Annotated in this window: 14 protein-coding genes; 7 read left to right on the top strand and 7 right to left on the bottom strand. The window is 71.0% G+C overall.

What is annotated here, in order from left to right; all coding sequences use genetic code 11:
• Positions 1-109: 109 nt before the first annotated feature.
• The 6 genes from ABD999_RS10450 to ABD999_RS10425 are packed head-to-tail and all read left to right on the top strand — an operon-like array spanning position 110 to position 5,115.
• Positions 110-1,276, top strand: coding sequence for a CaiB/BaiF CoA transferase family protein (locus ABD999_RS10450; RefSeq protein WP_271276792.1), 1,167 nt, complete (start codon positions 110-112; stop codon positions 1,274-1,276).
• Complete coding sequence (locus ABD999_RS10445; RefSeq protein WP_271276791.1) at positions 1,269-2,081, top strand: citryl-CoA lyase; 813 nt, start codon at positions 1,269-1,271, stop codon at positions 2,079-2,081. Before ABD999_RS10450 ends, ABD999_RS10445 begins: the two co-directional genes overlap by 8 nt.
• Entirely contained in the window at positions 2,074-2,937 is an 864-nt protein-coding gene (locus ABD999_RS10440) for a DODA-type extradiol aromatic ring-opening family dioxygenase (protein ID WP_271276790.1), read from the top strand. Before ABD999_RS10445 ends, ABD999_RS10440 begins: the two co-directional genes overlap by 8 nt.
• Positions 2,934-3,293, top strand: coding sequence for a hypothetical protein (locus tag ABD999_RS10435; protein WP_148035462.1), 360 nt, complete (start codon positions 2,934-2,936; stop codon positions 3,291-3,293). Before ABD999_RS10440 ends, ABD999_RS10435 begins: the two co-directional genes overlap by 4 nt.
• Before the next feature lie 2 nt (positions 3,294-3,295).
• On the top strand, positions 3,296-4,252 hold the full coding sequence (locus tag ABD999_RS10430; RefSeq protein WP_345482657.1) for a quinone oxidoreductase family protein: 957 nt from the start codon (positions 3,296-3,298) through the stop codon (positions 4,250-4,252).
• Between the two features lie 47 nt (positions 4,253-4,299).
• A complete protein-coding gene (locus ABD999_RS10425) occupies positions 4,300-5,115 on the top strand; it encodes an SAM-dependent methyltransferase (RefSeq protein ID WP_271277823.1) in 816 nt (271 codons plus the stop codon).
• Between the two features lie 5 nt (positions 5,116-5,120).
• On the opposite strand, the gene ABD999_RS10420 is transcribed toward ABD999_RS10425, so the two are convergent.
• Both ABD999_RS10420 and ABD999_RS10415 read right to left on the bottom strand, forming a co-directional pair.
• Positions 5,121-5,753 carry a hypothetical protein gene (locus ABD999_RS10420; protein ID WP_271277824.1) on the bottom strand — a complete coding sequence of 211 codons (633 nt, stop codon included), beginning with the start codon at positions 5,751-5,753 and terminating at the stop codon, positions 5,121-5,123.
• Positions 5,750-6,949 carry a hypothetical protein gene (locus ABD999_RS10415; RefSeq protein ID WP_271277825.1) on the bottom strand — a complete coding sequence of 400 codons (1,200 nt, stop codon included), beginning with the start codon at positions 6,947-6,949 and terminating at the stop codon, positions 5,750-5,752. The genes ABD999_RS10420 and ABD999_RS10415 overlap by 4 nt, the downstream gene beginning before the upstream one ends.
• A 189-nt stretch (positions 6,950-7,138) precedes the next feature.
• Here ABD999_RS10415 and ABD999_RS10410 point away from each other — a divergent pair, with 189 nt between their 5' ends.
• Positions 7,139-7,717, top strand: a complete 579-nt coding sequence (locus ABD999_RS10410; protein WP_261808946.1) for a hemerythrin domain-containing protein — start codon at positions 7,139-7,141, stop codon at positions 7,715-7,717.
• A 23-nt stretch (positions 7,718-7,740) separates the two neighbouring features.
• On the opposite strand, the gene ABD999_RS10405 is transcribed toward ABD999_RS10410, so the two are convergent.
• The 5 genes from ABD999_RS10405 to ABD999_RS10385 are packed head-to-tail and all read right to left on the bottom strand — an operon-like array spanning position 7,741 to position 15,185.
• On the bottom strand, positions 7,741-8,316 hold the full coding sequence (locus ABD999_RS10405) for an HPP family protein (RefSeq protein WP_148035467.1): 576 nt from the start codon (positions 8,314-8,316) through the stop codon (positions 7,741-7,743).
• Positions 8,313-9,047 carry a respiratory nitrate reductase subunit gamma gene (gene narI, locus ABD999_RS10400; protein WP_271277826.1) on the bottom strand — a complete coding sequence of 245 codons (735 nt, stop codon included), beginning with the start codon at positions 9,045-9,047 and terminating at the stop codon, positions 8,313-8,315. Before narI ends, ABD999_RS10405 begins: the two co-directional genes overlap by 4 nt.
• Positions 9,044-9,724, bottom strand: a complete 681-nt coding sequence (gene narJ / locus ABD999_RS10395) for a nitrate reductase molybdenum cofactor assembly chaperone (protein WP_271277827.1) — start codon at positions 9,722-9,724, stop codon at positions 9,044-9,046. Before narJ ends, narI begins: the two co-directional genes overlap by 4 nt.
• On the bottom strand, positions 9,724-11,475 hold the full coding sequence (gene narH / locus ABD999_RS10390) for a nitrate reductase subunit beta (RefSeq protein WP_271277828.1): 1,752 nt from the start codon (positions 11,473-11,475) through the stop codon (positions 9,724-9,726). Before narH ends, narJ begins: the two co-directional genes overlap by 1 nt.
• Positions 11,475-15,185, bottom strand: coding sequence for a nitrate reductase subunit alpha (locus tag ABD999_RS10385; RefSeq protein ID WP_271277829.1), 3,711 nt, complete (start codon positions 15,183-15,185; stop codon positions 11,475-11,477). Before ABD999_RS10385 ends, narH begins: the two co-directional genes overlap by 1 nt.
• Positions 15,186-15,225 lie beyond the last annotated feature (40 nt).

Genomic DNA, 15,225 nt, shown 5'->3' with positions numbered 1-15,225 from the left:
TCTGATGACGCTCGGGCGGCCTGTCAATGGTTGACGCTTCTCCTGTTGGATGGTGAGAATGTGCGTCACGGACATCTGTCCGTGTAACGGATATGGAGGGCGGAGCCGGATGACAGCAGGACCACTGTCCGGTGTGCTGGTGGCCGACTTCTCCCGCGTGCTGGCGGGCCCGTACGCCACGATGCTCCTGGCCGACCTCGGGGCCGAGGTGGTCAAGGTCGAGGGGCCCAAGGGGGACGACACCCGGTCGTGGACACCGCCGGCCCGTGGCGAGGCGGCCACCTACTACCTGGGCGTCAACCGGGGGAAGCGGTCGATCGCGCTGGACCTGCGCGACGAGGAGGACGCCGGGCTGGCCAGGGAGCTGGCGCGGCGGGCCGACGTGCTGATCGAGAACTTCAAGCCGGGCGGGCTGGACAAGTACGGCCTCGGCTTCGACGCGGTGCTGGAGGCGAACCCGGGCATCGTGTACGCGTCCATCAGCGGGTTCGGCTCCGGCCTTGGGGCCAATGTGCCCGGTTACGACCTGATGGTGCAGGCCATGTCCGGTCTGATGAGCCTCACCGGCGACCCGGAGGGCCCGCCGTACCGGGCCGGCATCTCGGTGTTCGACGTGATGGCGGGCAACCACGCGGTCATCGGCATCCTGGCCGCGCTGCGCCATCGGGACGCCACCGGCCGGGGGCAGCACGTCGAGATCAATCTGCTGTCGTCGGCGCTGACGGCGATGGTCAACCAGAGCTCCGCCTACGTGGCGGGTGGCGTGGTGCCGTTCCGGATGGGCAACGCGCATCCGAGCGTGTTCCCGTACGAGCCGCTGCCGGCCGCCGACACCGACCTGATCGTGGCGACCGGGAACGACGGCCAGTTCCGCAAGCTGTGCGAGGTGCTCGGCATCCCCGAGGTGGCCGACGACCCGCGCTTCGCCCGCAACGCGGGGCGGACCGCCAACCGGGAGGAGCTGCGGCCGATCCTCGTGGACCGGCTGCGCGCCAAGACCGCCGTGGAGTGGTTCGACCTGCTGGTCGAGGCGGGGGTGCCGAGCGGGCCGATCAACACCGTCGACGGCGGGTTCGCGATGGCCGAGCGGTTCGGGCTGGACCCGGTCGTGGCGGTCGGCGAGGGCGAGCGGGCGGTGCCGACGACGCGGCACCCGATCCGGTTCTCCGAGAGCGCGCTCACGTACGAGCTGCCGCCGCCCGAGCTGGACGAGCACGGCGCGGAACTGCGCGCCTGGCTGTCCGAGCCGGGCGGGGAAGGCGGCGATCGTGGCTGACCGGGAGTATCCGACCGCGCTCGGCGCGTCCTCGGTCGAGAAGATCACCCTGCTGGGCCACGACCTCGCCGAGGACGTGATGGGCCAGGTGGGCTTCGGCGAGCTGGCGTTCTGGCTGGCCGCCCAGCGCAGGCCGTCACCCGGCGAGACGCGCGTGTTCGAGGCCGTGCTCGCCGCGCTGGCCGACCACGGGTTCACGCCCACCGCGATCGTCACCCGGCTCACCTACCTGTCGGCGCCCGACTCGATCCAGGGCGCGCTGGCGGCGGGGCTGCTCGGCGGCGGGTCCCGGTTCCTCGGCGTGACCGAGGACTGCGGCCGGTTCCTGCACGCCGTGCTGGAGTCCGCCGGCGAGCCGCCGGAGGACGACGCCGGGTGGGACGCGCTCGCCCTGGAGACCGTGCGCGCCCGGCGCGCGGAGGGCAGGTTCGTCCCCGGGCTCGGCCACCACGTGCACAAGAACGGCGACCCGCGCACCCCACGGCTGCTGCGGATCGCCGCCGAGGAAGGGCTCTACGGGCCCCACCTGTCGCTGTTCGCCGCCATCGGCCGCGTCCACCCCGAGGTGCTCGGCAAGACGCTCCCGCTGAACGGGGCCGGCGTCTGCGGGGCGGCGCTGGCCGACCTCGGGCTGCCGCTGGAGCTGCTGCGCGGCTTCGCCCTGCTCGCCAGGACCGCCGGACTGATCGGCCAGCTCGCCGAGGAGCTGCGCCACCCGGTGGCCAACGACATCTTCCTGTCGGTCGATCTCAACAACCGGTCCGTCGCCCCCGACCCGTACCCCCCTGGAGGCACGCATGGCTGAACTCGTCGCCGTGATCGCATCCACCCACCATCCGTTCTACTACCGCGCCAGCACGGCCACCGGTGAGGACCGGCCGCCGTTCGCCGACGAGTGGGTGCGCAAGGTGGAGGCGTTCCGTGAGACCCTCACCAGGGCCAGGCCCGACGTGCTGGTGATGGTCGGGTCCGACCACTTCCATCAGCTCTGGCTCGACAACATGCCGCAGTTCCTGGTCGGCAAGGCGCCCTACTACGACGCGAACTGGTACAACGAGGAGCGCGAGTTCGGGCTGCCCCGGATGCTCTTCACCGGCCAGGAGGACCTCTCCTCCCACGTGCTGCGCGAGGGCCTCGACGCGGGCTTCGACCTGGCCTTCTCCAACGAGCTGCGGATCGACCACTCGATCACGTGCCCGATCATCACCCTGCGCCCGCAGAACGACCTGCCGATCGTGCCCGTCTACACCAACATCTTCGCGCCGCCGCTGCCTCGGCCGAAACGGTTCGTGGACCTGGGCCGCACGATCCGGCAGCTGGTCGAGTCGTGGCCGTCGGACCAGCGGGTCGCCGTCATCGGCACCGGCCACCTGTCGCTGGAGCTGGGCGGGCCGCGCCAGTTCGGGCCGCACGGGCCGGACCCGGAGTTCGACGCCAAGGCCGTCGAGTGGATCGCGGGCGGCGACATCGAGGGCTGCCTGGCGGAGGTCACGCTCGACAGCCTGCACGCGCCGGGCAACGCCACCCACGGGTTCATGGACTTCATGCTGATGATGGGCGTCGCGGGCGAGGGCCAGAAGGCCGACTACGTCGACACCTACGATCTGTTCCACACCATGGAGGCGTACTTCACCTGGTACCCGCGCGGAGGCCGGTCGTGAGCAAGTATTTGCTGAACAAGTTCCTGTTCACCGTCGACCGCGACCCCGAGCTGGTCGAGCGCTACCGCGAGGACCCGCGCGGCACGGTCGAGTGGTGGGAGTCGACGCGGGCCAACCTCGTGCTCAACTGCCACGGCGGCGAGGCGTCGACCTGGCTGCGCTTCGACGACGCCGAGCGGGAGGCGCTGGCCGCGCACGACTACGTGCGGCTGTTCGAGATGGGCGCGCACCCGTTCCTCACGCTCACGCTCTTCATCGCCATGTTCGAGCGCGACTACGAGCCTCTCGGGTTCCAGAAGGAGTACGCCCGTAAGCTGGCCCACATGAGCCTGCCCTACCCGGACATCGCGACCTGACCATGCGCGCCGCCCAGATCCACACCTGCGGAGAGCCGCCAGCGGTGGCCGAGCGCCCCGCGCCCGCGCCCGGGCCCGGCGAGGTGCTCGTCGAGGTGTCCGCCGCCCCGGTGACACCGCTCGACCTGCTCTGCGCGACCGGCACGTCCTACTTCGGCACCCCGCCGACCCCGTACGTGCCGGGCGTCCAGGGGGTGGGCACCGTCGGCGGCCGGACCGTCTGGTTCCCCACCACGGCGGGGATGGCGCCGGGCGACGGCAGCATGGCCGAGCTGGCCGCGGTGCCCGAGAGCGACCTGGTGGAGCTGCCGCCCGGCGCCGACCCGGTGGCCGTGGCGGCGCTGGGCCTGTCGGCCGTGGCCGCCTACATGGCGCTCGGCTGGCGCGGCGAGCTCAGGCCGGGCGAGCAGGTGATCGTGCTGGGCGCGGGCGGGACCGTCGGGCAGGCGGCCGTGCAGCTCGCCCGGCTGGCCGGCGCCCGGCGGGTGGTCGCCGCCGCGCGTTCCGCCGCCGCGCGGGAGCGCGCCGAGCGGGCCGGGGCCGACGCGGTGGTCCCGCTCGACGGCGACGACGCCGGCGAGCTGGCCGCCCGGCTGGCCGCGGCCCTCGACGGCCCCGCCGACCTGGTGCTCGACCCGCTCTTCGGAGTGCCGGCCGCGGCGGCGACCCGGGTGCTGCGCCCCGGCGGGCGCCTGGTCAACCTCGGCGGCTCCGCCTCCGAGACCAGCCCGATCGACTCCTCGACGCTGCGCGGCAAGTCGCTGCGGCTGCTGGGCTACACCAACAACGAGCTGACTCCGGCCCAGCGCGCCGCCGCCATCACCGAGATCGCCGGACACGCGGCGCGCGGCGCGTTGTCGGTCGTTCATGAGATCATGCCGCTCGACTACGCGGAAAAAGCGTGGCAACGTCAGGCGGCGGGCGCTCCTTCGGGGCGGATCGTCCTTTCCGTCCGTTGAGAAGCCGCTACCGTTGTCCGTAGCGCTCCGCGAACAGGAGATCACTCATGAGCGATGCCACTCAGCCGCCGAGCCCCGGCGTGTCGGCCAGCACGCCCAGTGTCGCTCGGATCAACAACTACTTCGCCGGCGGCAAGGACAACTTCGCCATCGACCGCGAGCTGGCGGAGAAGGTGCTCGCGCTGGCCCCCGAGGCCAAGGCCATGGGCGAGCACGTCCAGGAGTTCCGCCAGCGGGTGGTCGCCCATCTGGTCGAGGCGGGCGTGCGGCAGTTCCTGCAGATCGGCGCCTGGCTGCCGGTCGAGCGCAACGTCCACCAGATCGCCCAGGAGCTGGCGCCCGAGTCCAGGGCCGTCTACGTCGCCGACGACCCGGTCGCGCTCAACCACGCCCGCGCCCTCCTGGCCACCAACGAGCGCACCGGGGTGGCGGAGGGCGTCATCCTGGAGCCTGACGCGATCCTCGACCATCCGGTGACGCGGCGGCTCATCGACCTCTCCCAGCCGGTGATGGTGCTGCTCTTCGGCATGCTGCAGTACATCCCCGACGACTTCGGCGCTTACGAGAGCGTGGCCGCCCTGTGCGACCGGCTCGCGCCCGGCAGCTACGTCGCGATCACCCACGCGGTGTTCGACACGCGGCCCGACATCGCCGAGGCGGTCGCCGACATCTACCGCGACGCGCTCAAGCGCCCCTCGGGCGGCCCCCGCACCATGGCGGAGGCGAAGCGCTTCTTCGACGGCCTGGAGCTGATCGAGCCCGGCTTCGTCTACGTCAGGCAGTGGCGGCCGCACACCCCGGTGTCCGACGCCGAGGCCGTCAAGACCTGGATCGCCGCCGGAGTCGGCCGCAAGCCGGGCTGACGGGCTCAGAGCTCGGCGTGGCGTCCCTCCCGGGAGCCCTGGTAGGCGCCGCGCCGCAGACGGGCGAGCGACCCCTCGATCCGCAGCGACGGGTGCCCGTGCCGCACCGGGTCGAAGGACAGGTCCGCGCGCTCCGACAGCGTCGCCCGTACCCTGAGGGTCGCCAGCGGCCGGGCGGGCGTGTCCCGGCGCGCGGCCAGCAGGTGGAACAGCAGCGGGCCGCGCCTGAGCGCCGCGGGCAGCAGGGCGGGATCGGCCGGCACGTCCTCGCCCTCGGGCACGGCGACCAGCCAGACAGGCCCGGCGTCGCTGCCGTACGGCACCACGCTGGAGTACGGGCCCGCGGTGAACCCGGCCCTGGGTCGCAGCAGCCACGGCGCCGCCCCGCAGGTGGACAACAACAGGTCGACCGGGCCGGGCAGGCGCACCGCCAGGCCGAGCACGTCGGGCAGGCGGCCGGGCAGCGAGCCGCCCTTCGACAGCCGGGCGATCACCTCGTACTGTCCGCGCTCGTCCAGGACCGGCACGCCGAGCCCGCCCGCGCCGGTCACCTCCAGCGTGCCGGCCAGCAGGCGGCCCCTCGGGTGCAGGACCCGGCCGCGACGCAGCCGGGCCCCGAGCGTGGCTAGTCTCCTCATCGGCGCCTGAGACTCGGCACCGGGTGGGGACCTTCGGTCTCCAGCCGGTACTCCTCGCCGGACTTGTGCACGTTCTCCTGCATCGCCACCTGCGACGGCGCGGGCTCGCCGCCCATGAGCTGCTCCTGCATCCTCTCGAACCGCTCGTGGGCCTCCTGGACGTAGCCGGTGCCCAGCGTGGTGTAGTCGATCTGGGTGGCGAGCAGCTCGCGGATGTAGTCCTTGTTCGGCTCGAACGTGACCGGGGCCGGCAGCTCCGGCGCCAGCACCTGCTCCGGGTCGCGGCCGTCGTGCGTCTTGAACAGCTCGGCGGCCAGGCGCAGGTGCTCCAGCTCCATGTTGAGGTGGAGCTCCCAGATGTTCTTCACCTTCGGGTCGGACTCGGTCTCCATGAACGAGTGGTAGAGGTAGCACTCGTTGTACTCGTGGTTGAGCAGCATCTCCCACCAGCTCTCGCCCGGGTCGACCAGCGACTCGTAGTGGGTGACGTGCTCCTCCTCGATCAGCCCGATCTCCTGGTAGAGCTGGCGGGCGATCGGCTCCATGTAGGTCGGGCCGACGTTCATGTAGAAGTTCATCGTCTGCTGCTCGGCGGCCATGATGGTGAGCGCGTGCAGCTTGGAGATGGGCGCCGCGGTCGACCTGTCGTACGGGTCGCGGACGTTGTCCATCGGGTCGCGGTGGTGCAGGGGGGTCGGCCTGCCCGGCATGATCTCGGTCAGGTTGTCGACGATCTTCTCGGCCTTGCGGTGCTCGATCATCTCGTACAGGTTGGAGTACCTGTAGAGGTGGTCGAAGTCCTCCAGGACACCGAACTGGTAGGCCTGCTTGAGGTACGGGTCGGGCTCCATCCGGGCGACCCAGGCGGTCAGGTCGACGGCGACCTGCTCGTAGGCGATGGTGGTCTCCAGCACCGAGGCGACGCCCGGCAGCAGCCAGTTGACCACCTTCTGCTGCTGGGCCTCGATGTAACGGACCCGGGCGAGCTGCTGCTTGATGTCGATGCTCGGGCAGTGCCGGGCCATGTGGTGGCTGAAGAAGATCGCCTCGGTCTCGATGCCGTTCATCGCGATGACGCGGCAGCGCGTGTACGGGTCCGCGTGATCGGGGTCGATGGGCATGACGTTCAGCTCACGCCAGTTACGTATCTGCTTGTCCAGCGGGATGCCCCGCTCCCGCAAGGGATTGAAGGTCATGTGTTTCGCGCTCCTTCGGCTGCTCGACTCGCGTGCGCCGGGGGGTGGGCGACGTCCGAATCGGGCCTACCCGAGGCTTTCGGGTGCAATCTCCTCAGCTCACCGCCGGTCCCTCCAGAAACGGCAAGCGCATGCGTGACCAGCCGGACCACGGGTAGGCACCCGCCGTAATCCGAGAGGAGATGGACCGTGACGAAGACAGTTCCCGAGAAGATGGAAGAGACGGACGTCATCGAACTTCTGATCGCCCAGCACGGCATGATCAGGAATCTGTTCGACGAAGTCGAGCAGGCGCCGCCAGAGCGGCGCGGCGAGTCCTTCACCCGCCTCGTGCGGCTGCTGGCCGTGCACGAGACGGCCGAGGAGGAGATCCTCCACCCCTACGCCCGCACCAAGCTCGACGGCGGCGCGGGGGTCGTCCAGGACCGCCTCGAAGAGGAGCACGAGGCCAAGAAGCTCCTCCAGGAGATGGACCAGGCCGGCCCGGACGCGCCGAACTTCATGCGCAACCTCCTGGCGCTGCGCGCCGCCGTCGAGGCGCACGCCCGCGCCGAGGAGCGGTACGAGTTCGCGAAGGTCGTCCAGCACACCTCCCAGGCCGAGCGGCGCGCGCTGGGCGCCGGCGTCAAGGCCGCCGAGGCCATGGCCCCGACCCACCCGCATCCCGGCACCGAGTCGGCGACCAAGAACCTGCTCGTGGGCACCCCGATGGCGATGATGGACCGTGCCAGGGACGTCATCAGGAAGGCCAGGGACAAGAAACACTGACCGGGGCCGCCTCGGCCGGCCTGTCAGTCGTCCGGCGGCGCGTTCTGCGCGCGCTTGCGCCACATCGGATAGGGCAGGCCGGCCGCCCGGTTGATGACGAAGCCCTGCAGGACGATGACGAACACCGCGACCATCATGATCAGCAGGTGTTCCGGGGTCCGTATCAGGCCCAGCGAGACGATCAGGGTGGTGGCGCCGGCCGGCGGATGCGCCGCCTGGAAGATCGGCATCAGCCCGCAGGTCAGGCCGAGCGCGATGGCGCAGGCCAGGATCCGCTGCCAGTCGATCTTCTCCAGGTCGGGCGGCACGGCGAGCAGCCCGGTGACCGCCAGCGAGAACCATCCGGCCAGCAGGCCGATCAGGTGCCCGACCAGGGTGTTGTGCGGGGCGGACGCGGCCGCCAGCGGCGTGTAGAACAGCAGGAAGGCCGTGGGCCCGAGTGACGGGAAGACGAACGGGGCGTGGGTGTTGTAGGCGATGATCGCCATGAGGAAGATCGAGATGAAGCTGTTGACGCCCGTGTAGACCGAACGCACCGCCCACCTGGGATACCGGTCCTCCAGCGACTCCAGATAGTAGGGCTTCGCCTCGCGGGTCATACGTCGCTCCGCTTCCACCCCGGCCGGAGCGCCGCGGTGCCGATGTTCCGCGGGTCGCGGGCCCGGTAGACGATGTACGGCCTGAACAGGTAGTGCACGGGCGCGGTGAACGCGTGGACCAGCCGGGTGAAGGGCACGATCGCGAACAGCACCAGCCCGGAGATCGCGTGGACGCGGTACTCGATCGGCGTGCGCGCCATGAGCGCCACCTCGGGCTGGAACACGAAGAGGCTGCGCACCCAGGGCGAGACGTCGACGCGGTAGTTGTAGTGCAGCGTCGAGGCGTTGATCAGCGTGGTGGCCAGCCCGAGCGTCAGCGCCGCGACCAGGACGACGTACATGAACTTGTCGTTGACGGTCGTGGCCAGGAAGACCGGCCCGGTGGTGCGCCGCCGCCATACGAGCAGGGCGATGCCGGCGTAGGTGAGCACGCCGGCGGCGACGCCGAGCGAGATCGCCAGGAAGCTGTAAGTGGTCTCGCTGACCCCGATCGCGGCCGTCCAGCTGTCCGGGATGAACAGGCCGAGGATGTGGCCCATCAGCACGACGAGCAGCCCGATGTGGAACATCGGGCTCCCCCACCGCAGCAGCCGCGACTCGTACAGCTCGGACGAGCGGGTCGTCCAGCCGAACTTGTCGTAGCGGTATCGCCAGACGAGGCCGGTGACGAGGATCGCCACGGCGATGTAGGGGAACGCGCCCCACAGGAAGACGTCGACGGGCGAGATCACTTGAGACCCCCGGTGGTGGCGAAGGGAAGCGACGAGGGGAGTCCGATGGTGTCCAGCCCGACCAGTTCGGGTCCGCCGCCGATCGGGCGGCGGGCCATCCGGGCGGCCTCCTCGGGGGTGCCGGGAGAGGCCCCGGGCAGCGTGCCGCACACCGCCTCCAGCAGTCGCGCGTACGGCGTGGCGGCTTTGACCAGGGCGAACCTCAGCAGTTCGAGCCCGGCCCGGTGCTCCTGGAGCAGCTCTGTGCCGTCCTCGCGCTCCAGGGTCGCGTACTCCAGGACGACGGGCAGGTAGTCGGGCAGCTCGTCCCTGCCCGGAGGCGTCAGGCCGTGCGCCCGGTAGCGCGCCTTGATCGCGGCGAGGGAGAACCCCCGGCGGCGGGTGTCGCCGTCGGTCCACCAGGTCAGGTGCAGCGAGCGGCGGTTGCGGACGTCGAAGACCGCCACGTAGTGCTCCTCGGCCCGCAGCGGCTCCAGGCCCGCCAGGTGCTCCGCGAACTCGGCGACGGCGGACACCGGCGGGTGCGCGCCGGTCTCGGCGAGCGCGGCCCTGATCAGCGGCAGCCGGTCGAACAGGGCCCGGTCGGGGTAGCGCAGGCACATCCCGGCCGCCCGCCGCACCACGGCCACGCCGTCGGCGGACAGCCGGGGCCGCCGCGAGGTCCAGGGTGGCTTCATCACGACTCTCCGCGCTCGCGCCGCTCGCTGATCTCGCCGGGTTCGGCGCCCAGGTCCTCGCCCCTGTCCACCTGACCGCCCCGGCTTTTCGACCGGTACGGGAACAGCCCCTCGGGGAGGCCGCGGCCGTCCCAGTTGAGCAGGTTGATCCGGCCCTCGTGGCCGGAGGTGTCGGCGGCCGACTCCGAGGTCTGGCGCTGCCGCAGGACGTGGAAGGTCTCCACGGCCTGCGGCGCCGGCCGGCCGGACGCCTCGCCGAACGGCCCCGACGACTCGGTGCCGCCCATCCCCGGGCCGCCCTCGTAGTCGAGGCTGCATCCGCTCAGCGCGGTCTCCTCCAGGCTCCGTACGTCTCCGGCGGCGGCCGTCGGGATGACGTAGCGTTCCTCGTACTTCGCCAGGGAGAGCAGCCGGAACATGGCGTCCAGTTTCTCGACGTCGAAGCCGACCGAGGCGGCGATCTCCGGGTCGACCGGCTCGCCGAGGTTGATCCGCCGCCGATGGGAGCGCATCGCGGCCAGCCGCCGCAGCGCCAGCTCGACGGGGGCCGGGTCGCCCGCGGTGAAGAGCTCGGCCAGGTACGAGACCGGGATGCGGAGCGTGTCGATGGCGCCGAACAGGTTCCGGTAGTCCTCGCCGTCGTGGCCCGAGGCGGTGATCGCCTCCACCACGGGCGACAGCGGAGGCACGTACCAGACCATCGGCAGCGTGCGGTACTCCGGATGCAGCGGCAGCGCCACGCCGTAGGTGGCGATCAGGTCGTAGACGGGCGAGCGGCGGGCCGCCTGGATCCAGTCGTGCGGGATGCCCGCCGCCTCGGCGGCCCGCCGGACGTCCGGGTCGTGCGGGTTCAGGAACAGGTCGAGCTGCGCGGGGTAGAGGTCCTGCTCGCGCGGGGTCGCGGCGGCCGCCGGGGCCCGGTCGGCGTCGTACAGCAGCACGCCGATGTAGCGCAACCGGCCGACGCACGTCTCGGAGCAGACGGTGGGCTGGCCGACCTCGATGCGCGGGAAGCAGAAGGTGCACTTCTCGGCTTTGCCGGTGCGGTGGTTGAAGTACATCTTCTTGTACGGGCAGCCCGTGACGCACATCCGCCAGCCGCGGCAGCGGTCCTGGTCGACCAGCACGATCCCGTCCTCCACGCGCTTGTAGAGCGCGCCCGACGGGCAGGACGCCACGCACGACGGGTTGATGCAGTGCTCGCAGATGCGCGGCAGGTAGAACATGAAGGTCTGTTCGAGCTCCATCCGCACCTTGTCCTGGATCCGCTGCAGGACGACGTCGTCGCCCTCGTGCTGCGGCATGCCGCCCAGGTTGTCGTCCCAGTTGGCCGACCAGGTGATGTTGTCCATCCGCTGGCCGCTGATGAGCGAGCGGGGCGCCGCCACCGGGAAGTCGTCACCGGCGGGGGTGTCGAACAGGGCGTTGTAGTCGTAGGTCCACGGCTCGTAGTAGTCGCGGATGTTGGGCAGCAGCGGGTTGGCGAAGATGCTCGCCAGCCGGCGCATCCGGCCGCCCGCCTTGGGCACCAGCCGGCCCCGTGCGGTCAGCTTCCAGCCGCCCCGCCAGCGTTCCTGGTCCTCGTAGCGGCGCGGATAGCCCTGCCCCGGACGCGTCTCCACGTTGTTGAACCACACGTACTCGACGCCGGGCCGGCTCGTCCACGTCTGCTTGCAGGTGACCGAGCAGGTGTGGCACCCGATGCACTTGTCCAGGTTCATCACCATGCAGATCTGGGCCATGACGCGCATCAGTACTCCACCTTCTGCGCCCGCCGCCGGATCACCGTGATCTCGTCACGCTGGGTGCCGACCGGGCCCATGTAGTTGGGGAAGAAGGAGAGCTGGGCGTACCCCCCGATGAAATGGGTGGGTTTGACGAGCACGCGGGTCAGCGAGTTGTGGATGCCGCCCCGCCGTCCGGTGGTCTCGCTCTTGGGGACGGCGATGACGCGGTCCTGGGCGTGGTGCATGTAGACCGTCCCGGCCGGCATCCGGTAGGACACGATGGCCCGGGCGACCACCACGCCGTTGCGGTTGACCGCCTCGATCCAGTCGTTGTCGGCGACGCCGATGGCATCGGCGTCCTGCGGGCTGATCCAGATGACCTGACCGCCCCGCGACAGCGACAGCATGATCAGGTTGTCCTGGTACTCCGAGTGGATGGACCACTTGTTGTGCGGGGTGAGGTAGCGCACGGTCACCTCGCGCGCGCCGTCCGGGCCGAGGACGGGCTCGCCGAACAGCCGGTGCATGTTCAGCGGCGGCCGGTACGTCGGCAGGTTCTCGCCGAGCTCGGCGATCCAGTCGTGGTCCAGGAAGAAGTGCATGCGCCCGGTCAGGGTGTGCCAGGGCTTGCCGTGCTCGGTGTTGATGGTGAAGGCGCTGTACTGGCGTTCGGTGGTCTCGATGCCCGCCCATTCGGGGCTGGTGATGGTGGTCTGCGGGTGCGCCTGGGTGGCGGCGTAGGTGATGCGGCGGTCGGCGTCGGCGCGGGCCAGGCCGGCCAGCCCTTCGCCGGCGCCCACCTTCCGGGCCAGGGTGCGGAAGCCCTGGTCGGCGAGGCGTCCGTTAGTCGAGCCGGACAACGTCAGGATCGCCTCGCACGCCTTCTTGCCGGTGTCGATCAGCGGCAGGCCGTCGGCGGGACCGCCGCGCGCGACGCCGTTCACCTGACCCAGCAGCCTGATCTCGTGATCCACCTGGTAGGTGACGCCCTTGCAGGGCACGCCCTCGGACGCGGCGAGCGGGCCGAGGGCGCGCAGTTGGGCGGAGATCGCCGTGTAGTCCCGCTCGACGACGGTCACGCTCGGCATGGTCCGGCCGGGGACCGGGGTCGATCCGTCGGCCCGCCAGTCCCGCGCGGCGCCCGCAGGGTTGCCCAGTTCGCCTGGTGTGTCGTGCTGGAAGGGCGTGGCCACCAGGTCGTACCGGGTGCCCAGATGCTCGCCGGCCAGCTCGGACACGCCGTCGGCGATGTCGTTGAAGATCTCGAAGTCGGTGCGGGCCTGCCAGGGCGGCTCCACCGCCGGGTTGAACGAGTGCACGTACGGGTGCATGTCGGTCGAGTTGAGATCGTGCTTCTCGTACCAGGTCGCGGCCGGGAGCACGATGTCGGACAGCAGGGTCGTGGACGTCATCCGGAAGTCCAGCGAGAGCAGCAGGTCGAGTTTGCCCTCGGGCGCGGGGTCGCGCCAGCGCACGTCCCTTGGCCGGACGTCCTCCGGCGCCTCGGTGGCCCGCAAGTTGCTGAGCGTGCCCAGCAGGTGGCGCTGGAAGTACTCGGCGCCTTTGGCGGACGAGCCGAGCAGGTTGGCCCGCCACGCGATGAGGATGCGCGGCCAGTTGCCCGGATGGTCCGGGTCCTCAGCGCAGAACTTGAGCCTGCCCGCCGCCAGTTCCCCGGCGACGTGCTCGCCCGGGTCCCGGCCGGAGGCGCGGGCCTCGTCGGCCAGGTCCAGCGGGTTGCGGTCGAAGGTGGGATAGGACGGCATCCAGCCGAGCCGGGCCGACTGGGCCAGGATGTCGACCGCCGTCATCCCTTCGAAGCGTCCCTCGCCGAGCGGCGAGGCCAGGGCGTCGGCGCGGAAGTGGTCGTAGCGCCACTGGTCGGTGTTGAGGAAGAAGAAGCCGGTGCCGATCATCTGCCGGCTCGGCCGTTTCCAGTCGTTCGCGGTGGCCAGCGTGGTCCAGCCGGTGAGCGGGCGGCACTTCTCCTGGCCGACGTAGTGGGCCCAGCCGCCGCCGTTGCGTCCGATGCAGCCGGTGATCAGCAGCAGCGTGATGAAGTTGCGGTACGTGGTCTCCGAATGGAACCAGTGGTTGGTGCCGGCGCCCATGAGGATCATGCAGCGGCCGTCGGTGCTCTCGGCGGTCATGGCGAACTCGCGGGCGATCCGGATGGCCGCGGCGGCCGGCACCGAGGTGATCGTCTCCTGCCAGGCCGGGGTTCCGGGCGAGGCCGCGTCGTCGTAGCCGGTCGGCCAGTCGCCTGGCATGCCGTCCCGGCCGACGCCGTAGCGCGCCAGCATCAGGTCGTACACGGTCGTGACCAGCGGCCCGCCGGGCGTCAGCCGTCTGGCCGGGACGCCGCGCTTGAGCACCGCCCCCGAGCCGTCGGCGGTGTCGAACCGGGGAAGCAGCACCTCGGCGCCCACGGCGTCGGGCAGGCCGTGCAAGGTGAGCCGGGGCAGGACGTCGCCGAGGTCGAGGTTCCAGCGTCCGTCCTCGTGCGACCAGCGGTCGGCGACGGTGCCGGAGGGGACGACCACGTCGCCGGTGGCCTCGTCCAGCAGCACGGTGCGCCATTCGGCGTTCTCGGCCGCGGCGTGCTCCCCGCCGAGGTCGGCGGCGCGCAGGAACCGCCCCGGGACGTACGCGCCGTCCTTCTCCTCCAGCCGGACCAGGAACGGCATGTCGGTGAAGCGGCGCACGTAGTCGAGGAAGTACGGCACCTGCCGCTCGACGAAGCACTCGCGCAGGATCACCTGGCCCATCGCGTGGGCCAGCGCGCCGTCGGTGCCGGGATGGGGGTGCAGCCAGTCGTCGGCGAACTTGCTGTTGTCGGCGTAGTCGGGGGAGACCACGACCACCTTCTGGCCGTTGTAGCGTGCCTCGACCATCCAGTGCGCGTCGGGCGTGCGGGTGACGGGGACGTTGGAGCCCCACATGATCAGGTAGGCCGCGTCCCACCAGTCGCCGGACACCGGCACGTCGGTCTGGTCGCCGAACACCTGCGGGGAGGCCACCGGCAGGTCGGCGTACCAGTCGTAGAACGACAGCGCCTGGCCGCCGATCAGCGACAGGAACCGGGTGCCGATCGCGTGGGACAGCATCGACTGGCCGGGGATGGGGGTGAACCCGGCGATCCGGTCGGGGCCGTGCTCCTTGATGGTGTGCACATGGGCGGCGGCGATCATCTCCAGCGCCTCGTCCCAGGTGGTGCGCACCAGCCCGCCCTTGCCGCGCGCCTGCTGGTAGCGGCGCCGCCGCTCCGGGTCGTCCACGACGTCCGCCCAGGCCAGGACCGGGTCGCCGAGCCGCCTGCGGGCCTCGCGGTACATCTCCACGAGGACGCCGCGCGCGTACGGGTAGCGCACCCGGGTCGGGTGGTAGGTGTACCAGGAGAACGCCGCTCCGCGCGGGCAGCCCCGGGGTTCGTACTCGGGGCGGTCGGGGCCGGCCGTCGGATAGTCGATCTCCTGGGTCTCCCAGGTGATGATGCCGTCCTTGACGTACACCTTCCAGGAGCAGGAGCCCGTGCAGTTCACCCCGTGGGTCGACCGCACGATCTTGTCGTGCGACCAGCGGTCGCGGTAGAAGACCTCGCCCGCCCGTCCGCCCCGATAGGACACGTCCCTCAGGTCGCCCGAATAGACGCCCCGGCTGAAGAAGTCTCCGATCCGCAGGAGGGCCCCGGTGGCTCCCTCCTTGGGCTCCTCGGCCGTTCGCTCGTTGACCATGTCGTGTATCTACCAACGGTGACCGTGAGCAACCGATCGG

The organism is Nonomuraea ferruginea (assembly GCF_039540635.1).
GTDB classification, from domain to species: domain Bacteria; phylum Actinomycetota; class Actinomycetes; order Streptosporangiales; family Streptosporangiaceae; genus Nonomuraea; species Nonomuraea ferruginea.
Note: the sequence above shows the minus strand (reverse complement) of the source record. Positions and strands in the feature narration are given on the sequence as shown.

Excerpts from the sequence above, each read along its gene's own strand:
- ABD999_RS10450 (WP_271276792.1), top strand. The coding sequence starts at position 110 with ATGACAGCAGGACCACTGTCCGGTGTGCTGGTGGCCGACTTCTCCCGC.
- ABD999_RS10440 (WP_271276790.1), top strand. The coding sequence starts at position 2,074 with ATGGCTGAACTCGTCGCCGTGATCGCATCCACCCACCATCCGTTCTAC.
- ABD999_RS10430 (WP_345482657.1), top strand. The coding sequence starts at position 3,296 with ATGCGCGCCGCCCAGATCCACACCTGCGGAGAGCCGCCAGCGGTGGCC.
- ABD999_RS10425 (WP_271277823.1), top strand. The coding sequence starts at position 4,300 with ATGAGCGATGCCACTCAGCCGCCGAGCCCCGGCGTGTCGGCCAGCACG.
- ABD999_RS10420 (WP_271277824.1), bottom strand. The coding sequence starts at position 5,753 with ATGAGGAGACTAGCCACGCTCGGGGCCCGGCTGCGTCGCGGCCGGGTC.
- ABD999_RS10415 (WP_271277825.1), bottom strand. The coding sequence starts at position 6,949 with ATGACCTTCAATCCCTTGCGGGAGCGGGGCATCCCGCTGGACAAGCAG.
- ABD999_RS10405 (WP_148035467.1), bottom strand. The coding sequence starts at position 8,316 with ATGACCCGCGAGGCGAAGCCCTACTATCTGGAGTCGCTGGAGGACCGG.
- narJ (WP_271277827.1), bottom strand. The coding sequence starts at position 9,724 with ATGAAGCCACCCTGGACCTCGCGGCGGCCCCGGCTGTCCGCCGACGGC.
- narH (WP_271277828.1), bottom strand. The coding sequence starts at position 11,475 with ATGCGCGTCATGGCCCAGATCTGCATGGTGATGAACCTGGACAAGTGC.
- ABD999_RS10385 (WP_271277829.1), bottom strand. The coding sequence starts at position 15,185 with ATGGTCAACGAGCGAACGGCCGAGGAGCCCAAGGAGGGAGCCACCGGG.